Source organism: Pseudoalteromonas sp. KJ63-1 (genome assembly GCF_055808145.1).
In genome coordinates this window covers 1,296,548-1,311,355 of sequence record NZ_CM147855.1, presented here as the reverse complement: position 1 = coordinate 1,311,355, position 14,808 = coordinate 1,296,548, and the positions used below count along the sequence as shown (strand labels likewise).

General features: G+C 41.2%; 11 protein-coding genes. 1 reads left to right on the top strand and 10 read right to left on the bottom strand.

The window, feature by feature from the left end; genetic code table 11:
- Positions 1-3 precede the first annotated feature (3 nt).
- From acnD to AC0L7Q_RS06115, 4 genes are all read right to left on the bottom strand, one after another.
- Positions 4-2,613, bottom strand: coding sequence for a Fe/S-dependent 2-methylisocitrate dehydratase AcnD (gene acnD, locus AC0L7Q_RS06130; protein ID WP_413401770.1), 2,610 nt, complete (start codon positions 2,611-2,613; stop codon positions 4-6).
- A 127-nt stretch (positions 2,614-2,740) separates the two neighbouring features.
- A complete protein-coding gene (gene prpC / locus AC0L7Q_RS06125; RefSeq protein ID WP_413401768.1) occupies positions 2,741-3,865 on the bottom strand; it encodes a bifunctional 2-methylcitrate synthase/citrate synthase in 1,125 nt (374 codons plus the stop codon).
- Positions 3,866-3,890: 25 nt separating this feature from the next.
- A complete protein-coding gene (gene prpB / locus AC0L7Q_RS06120) occupies positions 3,891-4,769 on the bottom strand; it encodes a methylisocitrate lyase (RefSeq protein ID WP_008109898.1) in 879 nt (292 codons plus the stop codon).
- 118 nt (positions 4,770-4,887) lie between these two features.
- Entirely contained in the window at positions 4,888-5,601 is a 714-nt protein-coding gene (locus tag AC0L7Q_RS06115; RefSeq protein ID WP_413401766.1) for a GntR family transcriptional regulator, read from the bottom strand.
- Between the two features lie 265 nt (positions 5,602-5,866).
- Here AC0L7Q_RS06115 and rsmF point away from each other — a divergent pair, with 265 nt between their 5' ends.
- The gene (gene rsmF / locus AC0L7Q_RS06110) at positions 5,867-7,306 is read left to right on the top strand and encodes a 16S rRNA (cytosine(1407)-C(5))-methyltransferase RsmF (protein ID WP_413402834.1); all 1,440 of its coding nucleotides are present in this window, start codon (positions 5,867-5,869) and stop codon (positions 7,304-7,306) included.
- Positions 7,307-7,843: 537 nt separating this feature from the next.
- Here rsmF and AC0L7Q_RS06105 read toward each other — a convergent pair.
- Genes AC0L7Q_RS06105 through AC0L7Q_RS06080 form a run of 6 tightly spaced genes read right to left on the bottom strand, consistent with a single transcriptional unit; the run spans position 7,844 to position 14,642 of the window.
- On the bottom strand, positions 7,844-8,557 hold the full coding sequence (locus tag AC0L7Q_RS06105; protein WP_409425220.1) for a VpsP family polysaccharide biosynthesis protein: 714 nt from the start codon (positions 8,555-8,557) through the stop codon (positions 7,844-7,846).
- On the bottom strand, positions 8,550-9,278 hold the full coding sequence (locus tag AC0L7Q_RS06100) for a tyrosine-protein phosphatase (RefSeq protein ID WP_409425219.1): 729 nt from the start codon (positions 9,276-9,278) through the stop codon (positions 8,550-8,552). The genes AC0L7Q_RS06105 and AC0L7Q_RS06100 overlap by 8 nt, the downstream gene beginning before the upstream one ends.
- 12 nt (positions 9,279-9,290) lie before the next feature.
- Positions 9,291-11,498: a GumC family protein gene (locus tag AC0L7Q_RS06095; RefSeq protein WP_413401763.1), complete on the bottom strand. Its 2,208-nt coding sequence runs from the start codon at positions 11,496-11,498 to the stop codon at positions 9,291-9,293.
- 24 nt (positions 11,499-11,522) lie between these two features.
- Complete coding sequence (locus AC0L7Q_RS06090) at positions 11,523-12,044, bottom strand: polysaccharide biosynthesis/export family protein (RefSeq protein WP_413401761.1); 522 nt, start codon at positions 12,042-12,044, stop codon at positions 11,523-11,525.
- Positions 12,041-13,255, bottom strand: a complete 1,215-nt coding sequence (locus tag AC0L7Q_RS06085) for an outer membrane beta-barrel protein (protein WP_413401759.1) — start codon at positions 13,253-13,255, stop codon at positions 12,041-12,043. The genes AC0L7Q_RS06090 and AC0L7Q_RS06085 overlap by 4 nt, the downstream gene beginning before the upstream one ends.
- Positions 13,239-14,642 carry an undecaprenyl-phosphate glucose phosphotransferase gene (locus AC0L7Q_RS06080; protein WP_409425215.1) on the bottom strand — a complete coding sequence of 468 codons (1,404 nt, stop codon included), beginning with the start codon at positions 14,640-14,642 and terminating at the stop codon, positions 13,239-13,241. Before AC0L7Q_RS06080 ends, AC0L7Q_RS06085 begins: the two co-directional genes overlap by 17 nt.
- Positions 14,643-14,808 lie beyond the last annotated feature (166 nt).

Here is a 14,808-nt window from a genome sequence, read left to right as displayed (position 1 = left end):
TCCTTATGATGCTTGTGTTGCTTCTAAAAAGTCTTGCGCAAAGCGTTGTAATACACCGCCCGCGGCATAAATAGAAAGCTCTTCTTGCGTATCTAATCGGCATTTCATTGGCACAGTGACTACTTCACCATTTTTACGGGTAATTACTAATTCTAAAGTTGCCCCTGGTGCTGGTTCGCCTTTAACATCATAGCTTTCGCTGCCATCTAGGCTAAGTGTTTTGCGGGTTGTACCTGCAGCAAATTCCAGTGGTAGCACACCCATACCAATAAGGTTAGTACGGTGAATACGCTCAAACCCTTCAGCTGCAATAACCTGAACACCAGCAAGCCTTACGCCTTTTGCTGCCCAATCGCGCGACGAACCTTGACCATAGTCAGCACCGGCAACAATTATAAGCGGTTGCTTACGTTGCATGTAGGTTTCGATGGCTTCCCACATACGCGTGTTTTCACCTTCTGGCTCTATGCGCGCGTACGAACCTTGCTTCACTTCACCGTTTTCATCCAATACCATTTCATTCAATAGTTTAGGGTTTGCAAACGTGGCGCGCTGCGCGGTTAAGTGATCGCCTCGGTGCGTTGCGTACGAGTTAAAATCTTCTTCTGGCACATTCATTTTAGTCAAGTATTCACCTGCAGCACTGCTTGCCATAATCGCATTAGAGGGTGATAAATGATCGGTTGTAATGTTATCGCCAAGTACCGCTAATGCACGCATACCACTCATACTGCGCTCGCCTGCTAATGCCCCTTCCCAATAAGGAGGACGGCGAATGTAAGTACTTTCTGGGCGCCAATCGTATAGTGGGTCGTTATCTTCTCCGTAATCAACGGTTAAGTTAAACATAGGCTCGTATACTTTTCTAAACTGCTCAGGCTTAACGCTTTGCTTGATGACCGCATCTATTTCTTCATCAGATGGCCATAAATCTTTTAAGGTTACATCGTTACCTTGCTGATCTTTACCAAGGATATCTTTTTCTATATCAAAGCGGATGGTACCGGCAATTGCATACGCAACCACAAGCGGTGGAGACGCTAAAAACGCTTGCTTAGCATACGGATGAATACGACCATCAAAGTTACGGTTACCCGAAAGCACCGCTGTTGCGTATAAATCGCGATCAATGACTTCTTGTTGAATTTTAGGGTCCAGTGCACCACTCATACCGTTACAGGTGGTACAGGCAAAACCAACAATACCAAAACCAAGTTGCTCAAGCTCTGGTAATAAATTTGCGTCCTCAAGGTAAGATTGCACTGCTTTAGAGCCCGGTGCCAATGAGGTTTTAACCCAAGGTTTACGCATTAAACCTTTTGCATTGGCGTTACGCGCCAATAAACCTGCCGCAATCACATTGCGTGGGTTACTGGTATTAGTACAACTAGTAATAGCGGCAATAATACACGCGCCATCTGGCATTAAGCCTTCTTCGTTTTCAACAACGCCCGAAATACCTTCTTTAGCTAAATCGCTAGTAGATACACGACGGTGCGGATTTGAAGGTCCTGCAATGTTGCGCCCTACACTTGATAGGTCAAACTTAAGTACACGATCGTAATGCGCTGTTTTTAAGCTATCGCTCCATAACCCTGCTGTTTTAGCGTAGTTTTCTACTAGTGCAATTTGCTCTTCATCGCGACCTGTCAAACGTAAGTAATCAATGGTTTTATCGTCAATGTAGAACATAGCCGCGGTTGCGCCAAATTCTGGGGTCATGTTCGAAATAGTCGCTCTATCGCCAAGAGTTAGTGCATCTGCCCCTTCACCGTAAAATTCTAGGTAAGTCGATACCACACGTTGCTCGCGTAAAAATTCGGTAATAGCCAATACAATATCGGTTGCAGTAATGCCTGGTTGGCGTTTACCAGTAAGTTCTACACCCACAATATCGGGTAAACGAATGTACGATGCGCGTCCTAGCATTACGCTTTCTGCCTCAAGACCGCCTACGCCCACAGCAATAACACCTAACGCATCAACATGTGGTGTATGGCTGTCGGTACCAACTAAGGTATCTGGAAAGGCTATACCGTCGCGGTTTTGAATGACCGGCGACATTTTTTCAAGGTTAATTTGATGCATGATGCCATTGCCCGGCGGGATCACATCAATATTTTTAAACGCAGTTTTTGTCCAGTTTATAAAGTGAAAACGGTCATCGTTGCGTCGGTCTTCAATGGCGCGGTTTTTCTCAAATGCTTCAGGGTCAAAGCCTGCATGCTCTACCGCTAACGAGTGATCGACAATTAATTGTGTTGGCACAACCGGGTTTACTTTTGCAGGATCGCCGCCTTTCGCAGCAATAGCGTCGCGCAGGCCTGCTAAATCAACTAGAGCGGTTTGCCCTAAAATATCGTGACATACAACGCGTGCCGGATACCACGGAAAATCTAGGTCTTGCTTGCGCTCAATAATTTGGCTAAGCGCATCGGTTAACATATCAGGCTCACAGCGGCGCACTAAGTTTTCGGCAAATACACGCGAGCTATAAGGGAGAGTAGCGTATGCGCCTGGTTTAATGGCATCAACTGCTGCTTGAGTATCATAGTAATCTACATTTGAGCCTAGTAATGGCTTACGGTATTGAGTGTTATTAATAATGGTCATAATAAATTCGCTAATTTGGTGACGGGGTTAACCAAGACAGGCTTTAGATTTGAAGGTGTATTGTTTGCATAATTTGCTAAAGCCGTAAAAGGTGAGTTGGTAACTCACCTTTGTATGGACTATATATTTATCTTGATTCAATTGGCGTGTAGCTGCGCGCATCTGGCCCTGTGTAATCCGCACTTGGGCGAATAATACGGTTATTTGCGCGCTGTTCTTTTACGTGAGCTGTCCAACCGGTTACTCGGCTCATTACAAAGATAGGCGTGAACAACTTAGTAGGAATACCCATAAAGTGGTACGCCGATGCATGGAAGAAATCGGCATTACAGAATAACTTCTTCTCACGCCACATTACTTCTTCACAGCGAACTGATACTGGGTAAAGCACATCGTCACCCACTTCTGCGGCTAATTTTTCAGACCATTTTTTAATAATTACATTACGCGGATCCGACTCACGGTAAATAGCGTGGCCAAAGCCCATAATTTTATCTTTACGCTCAAGCATGCCCATAAGCGCGTCTTCAGCTTGATCAGCACTGCTAAAGCCTTCAATCATATCCATTGCCGCTTCATTAGCACCACCATGCAGTGGACCACGTAAGGTACCAATTGCACCAGTTACACAAGAATGGATATCTGAAAGCGTTGATGCACATACGCGACCGGTAAAGGTAGAGGCATTAAACTCATGCTCTGCGTACAAAATTAGTGATACATTCATCACTTGTGCAAATAATTCACTTGGTGCTTTATCGTGTAATAGCGTTAAAAAGTGTGCGCCAACTGAGTCATCATCCGTTTGGGTTTCAATACGAACACCGTCATGAGTAAAACGATACCAGTAACAAATAATACTTGGGAAAATTGCCACCATGCGGTCAATCGCATCATTTGCTTCGCTAAAGTCGTTTTCCATTTCAAGGTTACCTAGCATAGAACACCCAGTACGCATTACATCCATTGGGTGTGCGTCTTTAGGAATGTTCTCAAGCACTGTTTTTAGTGCCTCTGGTAAACCACGTAAGCTCTTAAGTTTAGCTTTATAATCAGCCAGCTCTGTTGTGGTTGGTAGCTCGCCGCGTGAAAGTAAAAACGACACTTCTTCAAACTGCGCTTTTTCGGCCAGTTCGCTAATGTCGTAACCACAGTAAGTTAAACCTGAGCCTGTTTGTCCTACTGTACATAATGCTGTTTGTCCTGCTACTTGGCCACGTAAGCCTGCGCCACCTAATGCTTTATCTACCATGATTTGTCTCCTGTTGAATTTTTTATTATTTGTCAGATTTTGCTGAAAAAAGGTTATCGAGCGTGTTTTCGTACGAGTGATAATCTAAAAAGTCGTAAAGCTCTGCACGCGTTTGCATGTTTTCAATTTGGCTTTGTTGCGACCCTTCATTCAAAATAGCCGAGTAAACATTGAGTGCCGCTTTGTTCATTGCTCTAAAGGCACTCAATGGGTAAAGCACCATTTCTACACCGACATCGCTTAACTGCTCTTTAGTGTAAATAGGGGTTTGGCCAAACTCGGTAATGTTGGCTAAAATCGGCACATTAATCGCTTTGCTAAATGCTTGGTAATCAGCAAGGTCATGAACGGCTTCTGCAAAAATGGCATCGGCACCCGCTTCAACACAGGCAGCGGCACGGTCTATTGCTGCATTTAAGCCTTCTTTTTGAAATGCATCAGTACGCGCCATAATGTAAAAATCGCTATCAGTTTTTGCATCTACTGCGGCTTTAATGCGGTCAACCATTTCAGCTTGGGTAACTATTTCTTTATTAGGACGGTGACCACAACGCTTTTGCGCTACTTGGTCTTCAATATGAAAGCCTGCTGCACCCGCTTTGGTCATTTCTTTAACGGTACGGGCAATATTAAAGGCTCCGCCCCAGCCTGTATCGGCATCTACTAACAAAGGTAAATCGCTAGCACCGGTAATACGGCGAATATCTTCAAGTACGTTATCAAGGCTGGTCATGCCTAAATCTGGCATACCAAATGAGGCATTAGCCACACCTGCACCCGATAAGTAAATAGCTTGATGGCCCATTTTTTCTGCCATCATTGCGGTATACGCGTTAATAGTACCCACAACTTGTAACGGGTGGTTATTTGCAATTGCCTGTTTAAATTTTAATCCTGCTGACATTACCTTCTCCTAACTTTGAACGGGGCTGCTCTTTGGCAGCTTAGTATTTTTAATAATGTTACATCTGTACTAGGGTCTATTGACCTTTCAAGGTTTAATCCGCAAAGGTCAACAGAATCTAGTTAGCCACTTCATTTTGAGTGGCTTGTACTGATTGATATCCATCAAATTTTGTTTGTATATTTGCTTGGGAAGCACTGATATGGCGCTTCATTAGCATTTCGGCCAGCTCCCCATCATGATTCTCTATGGCGTTTATAATCGCTAAATGTTCGTCAAACGCTTTCGATACGCGTGGCCCAACCATGCCCATTTGAACACGGTACATTCTTATTAACTGGTATAGGTCGTGGCATAACAAATGAATTAAGTGAGCGTTTTTACTGCCTTTGATTATTCGATAATGAAAGTCTAAGTCGCCGGCTTCTTGATAGTACGACTCACCTTCTTTAACACGCTGAGTGTGCAAATGCTGATTCAGTAATTGTTTCAACCCTTGAACTTCATCAGGTTCCATATTGTCGGCAGCTAACCTACAAGCAAGTCCTTCAAGGGCACTGCGTACTTGATACACTTCAATTAAACGCTCTGCGGTTAATGCCACAACGCGACAACCTATATTGGCTTTGCGCTCAACTAAGTAACAACTTTCTAAACGGTTTAATGCCTCTCTGAGGGTTGCACGGCTTACACCATAACGCTTTGCCAGTTCTGGCTCTGATATTTTACTGCCTTGTGCAATGCTGCCTTCTACAATTTCGCGGCGCATATCTACAAACACTTTATCGGAAGCGGTTGTAACTGCGGTGTCGTTTAAAAAGTGCTGTGTCATAAAGTATTTTTATATTGTCGACAATTTATGGGTTAACTATGTGCTTATTAGCTAACAGTGTCAACCCTAAAAGCACTAAGAATGAGTAAAAAACCATCAAATTGTCGACAGCATTAGCTAAAAGTATAATAAAAATTAGCATTGAATGCGTTTTACACAATAAGATGTCGACACTTTCAAAGCGCTGCTATTTCGTTTTTATCACTGAAAAAAATCGTCAAAAATGCTATTATCCGGCTTTAAATTTTATTGTATGAGCCAAATCGTGGACGCTAACACTTATATTCCAGAGCAATTTATTGATGACGTAAAAACTTATCTGCCTGATCACCTTACATTAGATGATTTTTTAAATGCCTGTCGTCGGCCTTTACGTAAGTCTGTTCGCGTTAATACATTAAAAATGAGTGTTGAAGAATTTAAACGCCATGCAGCTCAAAAAAATTGGCAACTCACTGCCATTCCCTGGTGCGATGAAGGTTTTTGGCTAGAGCGCCCAAACGATGAAGAGCAAAATTTAGCGCTAGGTAATACCGACTTACATTTAAGCGGCGCAATGTACGTACAAGAAGCAAGCTCAATGTTGCCGCCAATGGCACTAAAGCAAAGTATTAAAACCAGTAACACAGTACTCGATATGGCCTCGGCACCGGGTTCTAAAACCTCACAACTGGCTGCACTAATGAACAATCAAGGTGTATTGGTTGCAAATGAGTTGTCGTCATCGCGCTTAAAAGTACTTAGTGCCACGCTAAAGCGCATGGGTGTTGGTAATTGTGCGTTATCGCATTTTGATGGCGTGGTATTTGGTAATTATATGTTTGAATGCTTTGATAGTATTTTGCTTGATGCGCCCTGCTCGGGTGAAGGCACAGTTCGTAAAGACAGCGATGCACTAAAAAATTGGTCTATTGAATCAAACATTACCATTGCCCAAGTACAAAAAGATCTGATTAAAAGTGCATTTTATGCACTTAAACCTGGCGGCACGCTGGTGTATTCAACCTGTACATTAACCCCTCTCGAAAACCAGCAAGTGTGTGATGCATTGCTAGAAGAATTTGGCGAATACATCGCGCCAGAGCCTTTAAATGACCTTTTCCCTGGCGCCGAAAAAGCCACTACAGACGAGGGTTACTTACATGTTTGGCCGCAAACCTTCGACAGCGAAGGCTTTTTTATTGCTAAATTTAAAAAGCACAGCAGCTGCGAAAACCAAAATCTAAAAGTAAAAAAAGGCGCATTCCCCTTTACTGATTTTGATAGTAAACAGCAAAGTGCGTTTATGAGCTCTCTCAAAAAGCAATTTGGTTTAACAAGCCTGCCAGGCACTTTAATGCAACGCGACAAAGAGCTTTGGCTGTTCCCAGATGAATTTGAAGCAATACAAAACAAAATTAAATACGCGCGGTTAGGTATTCAGGTAGGTGTTATTCATAAAAACGGCGTGCGCCTCGCCCATGAATTTGCCACCGTATTTGGTAAGCAATGTAAAAGCAATGTACTGGAACTAACCAATCAGCAGGCCAGTGATTACTTTAATGGCAAAGACATTCGTTTGGATGAGGTTGTTAAGGCAACTGGCGAAGTGATCCTGACCTTATGTGGTTGCCCTATTGGTTTAGGAAAGTGGCAAAAAAATAAGGTAAAAAACTCACTACCTAGAGATTTGGTGCAAAACACGCAGTTAATAAACTGGGAGTAAACTCTAACTTAAGTGTGCATAACAATTGTAACCCACTGTAATTATTGCAGTATAAAAAATGAGCAAAAATGTGTATTTTTGAAGCTTTTGACTATACTTAAATAACTTTCTTCTTCTCCCTAAGAATCTGAAAGTGTCTTTAGTTAGCGCAGGGCTCACATATGAGCCCCTCTATAACCCAGAGTTCCTTATAGCTCTGGGTCTTTTTTTGTCTAGGTGAAAGTTAACGGGCGTCGGGGATCGGGTTACGAGCTTAATCACTCTCCCAACCCTATATTACAATAAGAGCTTAGTGATTTATTTACCACAGAGGATAGGAGCACACAAAGAAAGTAATTAAAGACAAAGGTTAAAGAACTGTTGTTAGTACTTAGATTTCCAAAATCGAAGCTTTCTCTGCGTGTAGTGCGAAGCGCCTCGGTATTCTCTGTGGTTCAAAAAAGGTTAAAGTTTAGAATTAACGAGGTTCAAGGCCCGTTACCCGACCCCCGTTACTCGATGCCTGTTACTCGAAGCTCGCAACCCGTAGCTCGCGTTTTAACCACAGTATTTATTAAACATCCAACTGCCTCTAACCGCCTCAAAATGAGTGCCAAATTGAAGCGATAAACACACAATTGGCAAACGGTTCATTTCTTTAGCCATACTAAAAATTTTATTAAATTTATAACCATATTTAGAGGCTAATTTAAGCTCGTTCACATAAAGGGCTTTGTAGGTGGGTGGTAGTTCATTCCAGTGCATTAACGCAATTTGAATAATACCTAAATGAACATCCAGCTTATATGGGCCAACTTTTTTAGCTTGCTGAATATAATTATATACTCGCTCTGTTGGCCCCTCTTGATAGCTGACAACTTGCGCCAAACTTATCCAGGTTAGTGCCCAAGTTTGTCTTAACTCAACCGACTTTAACAACGCTTGCTCAGCGTGTTGATATGTTTGCTGAGTATGTTCGGTTTGCTCAATTGATGTTGTATCAGTACCGGCTAAACCTAGCATTTTTATATGGGCTAAAAAGTGCCAATAATGAGGATGCTCAGGATCCATATTAGTAGCCAAGGTAATCGCATTTTCTGCCGCCTGAAGCGATGAGCCAGACAAAGCGCCACCTGACTCTTGCACAATATTTAGCGCATTAAAGTACCACGCATTTGCGCGCATACTTTGCATACTTGTATAAGCAATAACAAGTACCATCATGGCTAAAATAACAGCAGGCACTACCTTGAACATGTTTAATTTAGTCATTAAATAAACACTCGGTTAGTTGCAACGGGTTAGTTACAAAAAGCGCTGTGGCCTGCTCTTCACCTAATAATTGCGCTACTGTTTTTCTAGCTTGGCTTAAAATAGGCGGTCGACGTTTGACTGAATGAGCGTCAGAGGCAACATAGCTAACTAAACCATCTTTGAGCATTTGCAAAGAAATTGCTTGAGCGCTTTCGCCCCACTCACCTTCAATACTCGATGCCGTTAGCTGAAAATCACAGCCTAACTGCTTTAAGTGTTCAATGTAATAAAGGTTTGACTGAATATCGCGGTTACGCTCAGGATGCGGAATAATGACGCGTATATTTTGTTTGGCGAGCCACTGAATAAACTTATCGTAACCTTGTGGCATGTGTGAATGCGGTAGCTCCAATAACAATACGTTTTTGCCTGCTATTTTACCAATAAAAGGTAGTTTATTAGCCATCACCATTGCCATAAGTTCTACGTCTAAACGTACTTCAGCAGCGGCAGCTAATTTTACATTAATCCCTTCATTTTTTGCATTTTGTTGTAAGTTTGCCAAATTATCATTAATAACAGACATCGAATTATTAAAGCGGCCTACATGTATATGCGGCGTTGCTACCATATGCGTAATGCCATCGTTTTCAGCCAATTTTAAAAGCGCTAAAGATTCTGTTAAATCTTTAGCGCCATCATCAATACTCGGCAAAATATGCGTATGAATATCAATCATAAACTAACTTAGCTACACTTGTGGCTTTTCAGGTTGCTGTGAGTAATCGTAATAATCATAGTAGCCATGGCTATGCTCATCTTTAGATTTACTCATATCAACCTTATTAAGTACCACACCAGCAACGTGGGCTTTTACTTCAAATAAACGCTCAAGGCCCGCTGTAATTGGTTTAATACGAGTAATATCAGATTTAACAACATAAACTACCGAGTCAACACTTTGCGCAATTACCAATGCATCGCTTACGGCTTGTGTAGGCGGTGTATCAACAATAATATGGTCGTACTGCACTTTTAAATCGCTAAGTAACTCAGCAAATCGTGGATTTGATAACAGCTCAAGTGGATTCGACGGTATTTGCCCGCTTGGCATAATTGTAACACCCGATTGCGCATCAACATGAATACATTCCGCTAATTGCTCAGTGCCTATCATTAAATTACTTAAACCAGGATGAAATACCGGTATATCAAATCGTTTAGCTAACGTTGGTTTACGTAAATCAGCATCAATTAATAATACTTTACCCATTTGTGCCAACGACATCGCTAAATTGGCAGAGGTGGTCGTTTTACCCTCTCCTGGTGAGGTAGAGGTAACCGCAATAACTTGATGCGCTCGGTCAAGATGAGTTAACAACAAACTAGTGCGGAAGGTACGTACCGATTCGGCAAAACGACGATAGGTATCCTCTAAATAAGCATGGATCGGAAAATAGCTCTTTTTAGGAACCACAACATGCGGTAATAACCCTAACATACGTTGAGCGAGTTTATTTTCTACATCATTTTTATTCTTAACTGTGTCGTTTAAGGCATCAAAAACAAAAGTCATTACTACCGCAAAACCAAAACTAGCAACAAAGGCTAAAATAACAATCAGCTTTTTGTTAGGTTTACTTGGGTTTCGTGGAGCGTAAGCTCGGTCTGTAAAACGAGCTGCTGCTGAGCTAAAGTCACTGGTTACTTCGGTTTCTTTAGAGCGTGACAAAAAAGTATTAAAAATATTACGGTTTGTTTCAACTTCTCGCTTAAGTTGGTTATATTGGGTTTCTTTGCGAGTAATATCTTGATATTCAGCACGAATTTTAGCTAAATCGCGCTCAAGCGCATTTACAGTTCGCGTTGTTCTATTTAGCTCTTTTTCAATACCGGTAATTAAGCCTTTAATTTGCTTATTAAGGTTAGTTTTAACTGTAGCAAGTTCAGATTTAGCTGAAATCATTTTTGGATGTTTAGGGCCGTAAACTTCACTAAGCTCACTTACTTTTCGCTCAACCAATACAACTTCGCGTTTAACATCTTGTACAACGCGGTGTGAGGTAATTTCGGGCATGCTACCAAGTAGTTCTATGTTGTCGTTGCCATATTCGTTAATAACACGGTTAATACTTTCAAGGTTATTTTTAGCCGCACGCGCATCAACTAACTGCTTTGAAGTTTGCTCAAGCTCTTGAGTAACAAGCCCTGCAATACCTTCTATATCAACCAGCTTTTGCGCTTCTCGGTAAGCTTGTAAACGCACTTCAGAGCTATCTAGTTGTATACGCAATTCAGATAAACGCGTGTTTAACCAGCTTGATGCTTGCTGGGTTATACCCATTTTAGCGCGCATTTGGCTTTCTATGTAAACTTCGCCGACCGTATTTGCCACCAAAGCGGCTAACTTAGGATCGCTCGACTCAAAACTTACACGCACTAATTGCGTTTTCATTATAGGAGAGACACTCAAACGCGATTTGAATGCAGCAAGCAAACCTAACATTTCTCGCTCTGCTTGCTCTTCTTCGCTAAGAACAGAGCCTTCTTTTTTATTCAAAAAAGGTAACAGCTGCTTAGCCATACCTTTTAACTCACCTGTAAGCGAAGGCTTAGCAATAAAGTCAGTATGCTGTTTTAAATTAAGCTTAGTAATTACCTCACGAGCAATGCTGTTTGACTTAATTACTTCAAACTGGGTTAAGTAATATTCTTTTTTTGTAGAGTCTAAGCCATATATTTCATCAAAGCTTACAGCCTTAGTTTGCTCCGACTCAATTAATAAAGTAGCTGTGGCTACATACTTAGGCACCAAAGTTAAAGCAACCATTATAGTCAGTAATGTAACTACAATAGCAAAACCTAAAATTTTCCATTTACTTTGCTTAATTACATTAAGATAAGCACCTAAATCAATAACTTCCTCGTTGTTGCTAGGTTTTTCAGAGTGTGTATTCATTTTGTTATTACTGCCTTAAACCGCTTAAAACAAGCGTTGCTCTATTTTTATGGTGTCACCCGCTGCAATTTGGCTATTTAAACTACCTTTTTGTTGCTGCTGTTTGGTTTGCTCTTTAAAAATAAATATTTTATCAACCGAGGCACGCTCGGTTAATCCACCGGCAAGAGCTATCGCTTGGTTTACCGTCATAGCAGGTTGGTAAGGGTAACCACCTGGCTTTTTAACTTCACCATGTATGTAAAAAGGGCGGTATTCTACCACTTGCGCGTACACATTAGGGTTAACTAAATAATCAGGCTGTAAACCACTAATTATTGTTTGTTCAACTTGCGAAACGCTTAAGCCAACTAGTTTAACCTTACCTAAAAACGGGTAGTTAATCTCACCGCTATTACCAAGCAGTGAGGTTACATTTAAGTCTGGCTGACCAAACACTTTAATTTCTATTTTGTCACCTGCGCCTAATATGTAGTTTTGCGAATCACTCGCAAAACTACCAAAGCTGAATAATAATATTAGGCAAACTAAAATTTTAACCTTCATTCATTACCCTTTAATGCAAATGTAAAGTTAAGACCAACAATAACACGATCAAACTCAATATCAGCTTGAGTTGAATTACGATCAATAAATTCAACATAACCTGTTAGCATGCCAAAGTTATTAGCTAAATAATTTAAGCCTAGGCGGGCATTTTTAACTTTATCTTTTCGGTTAAAGTTACCTGAGTACTGTTGGTCAACATAATTAGCGCTTACTACAGAGCTTAAATATTCGCTCCAATCATGCTGCCATGTTGCACCGTAAACACTTTCACGAATGTAATCGCCTTGCACTAAAGGGTCTTTGGCTGCACGGCTGGTAACTAGTTGCAAGGTTGAATAACTCAACGGCTTCCAAACTGCAGCAGCTTCCCAACTTAAGCCACTAAAGTTATCACGCTGGTTCGACTCAAAATCTTTATTTTGGTAACCCACTTTAAACGAGCCAGTAGTAACCGCTGTTGCTTCCCACTCCATACCTAATAATACTTTAACGTCATTTGAATCACGGGAAATACCGTTTGAGTCAATTACATCGTATTGATAGTTTTCTTGCTTTACCTCTAAAAAGGCACGCGTACCTGCTTGAGTATTATAATAACCTGTAATGCCTAGCATAGGCTTATCGTAATCACGAAATTGCGATATGGCCGTAAAGTTTTGGTAATTTTTATTATAATAACCTGCGGTTAAAGCAAACATTGCTTTAGAGCTAACAGCACCGTATTCATAGCGAGCTGTTAGGTTTTGCTGCTGGTAATGAACGAGCTCATCAACAACATTACCTTGACCTTCAGTTAAACCCGCACCGCGTGGCTCGTATAACCAGTCAGCATTACCAGTTACATCTAAGCGGTGTTGGCTAGTAAATTCTTTGTGTACACCCGCACCAACATTAACTTGAGTAAAATTATCAGTAGTGTCTTTATTATGAAACGACGTGCTTGACGCTATATCAAGTTTATAGCTGTCGGGGCCATCTTCAATTAAGGCATTTAAACTTGGCGCTATGTTCCATATTAAACGCGACTCGGTGTTTTCTGGAGTGCTGAAGAAGTTATCGTTACTACTTACACCAAGCTGCAGCATTGGCGTAACTTCAGCGCCATCTTTAGTCATTACACTGCCAGGCTGTAGTTCTACTGCCGATACAGGTGCAGAAACCCCTAACGCAATGAGTAAAGCGGTAATTGTATTAGTACGCATTTTCACTTTTAAATCCCTTAAAAATTGTCATAAAAATTATTTTCACATCAAACCACAAAGACCAATGTTTAATGTAATGTAAGTCGTATTCAACTCGCTTAGCCATTTTATCAAGTGTATCGGTTTCGCCGCGCCAGCCATTAATTTGTGCCCAACCGGTAATACCCGGTTTAGTTTTATGCCTAAACATATAAAATTCTACTTTTTGGCGATACTCTTCATTATGCGCAACCGCATGGGGGCGAGGGCCAACAATAGACATATCGCCTTTTAAAACATTTATAAACTGTGGTAGCTCATCAAGGCTAGTGCGGCGCAAAAAGCCACCTAACGGTGTTATGCGAGCATCGTTTTTAGTTGCCTGAGTCACCACATCGCTGTTTTCGGTCACTGTCATAGAGCGAAACTTCCACACTTTTATTTTTTGCCCATCTAAACCGTAGCGGTCTTGCTTAAAAATTATGGGCCCTTTAGATGTCAGCTTTATTGCAGCTGCAATCGCTAATAAAACCGGGGTTATTAAGGTAACAATAATGGCTGAAACTACTATATCTTCTGTGCGTTTAATAAATTCATGGGCGCCAATGCATGGTGCTTCAAATACACTTAGTGTGTCTACATCACCCACGTGTTCAATACGAGCATGTATTAAGTTTGAGAGTAAAAAGTCGGGCACTACGTGCACATCTACCGTGGTATTACCTAGCTGCAATAAAATATCAGCAATGCGTTTTTGCGCTTTCATAGGCAGTGCAATATAAAGAATGTCTATTTCACCCTGTCGAGCTGCATCTACAGCGCTTTGTATTGTTCCTTCAACACCTTGGTGTTCCAGTTGTTCAAACAAGCGTTCAGGGTTTCTATCGTCATAAAAACCTTTAAAGTTAAAACCTAACTCATCGTGTTTAACAATTTCAGTATGTAAGTATGCAGCAGATTCTGTTGCGCCAATAATGGCAACATTACGTTGAGATAAGCCTAATTTACGGCGACTACGCTTATACAAATAAACACCCAAGCGCCACATATATAAAAACGTAACACTTAGCGTAAACCAAATAGCTATTCCCACTCGAGAGAGCGACTCGGTAAACTTAAATAAAAAAGAAATAATCAGTAAAAACGCAAAGGCAATTAGAACGCTGCCCCATGCACACATTACCATTGTTCTAAACTTGCCAGCGCGCCAAGAGCGATAGGTAGAAAAGAGCTCAGCACTGTATAAATAGCTGAGCGCAACTGTAAGCGCAGAAGCGGCATAAATAGGAGTGAGTTTAAAATTGTAAAGTAGGGCTGCGCACTGAAACGCTAAAAACAATGCAAATATATCAAATAATCGGTAAAAATTGGCATCAGAGGAACCTGAAGGTTTAAAAGTCCTTGGAGATGTCATTTCGCTTAATTCCTTATAGCTAATTCAGTGTGAGTGGCACCTCACAAAATCCACGGGGATGATATAGTATTAGCTAATTTTGTTCAATTGCTGATTCCGACAAAAGTACTAAAATTCATGTTTTTGTCTTTTAGCTAACTCTTGCTTTGCTTGTTAAGTATTAAAA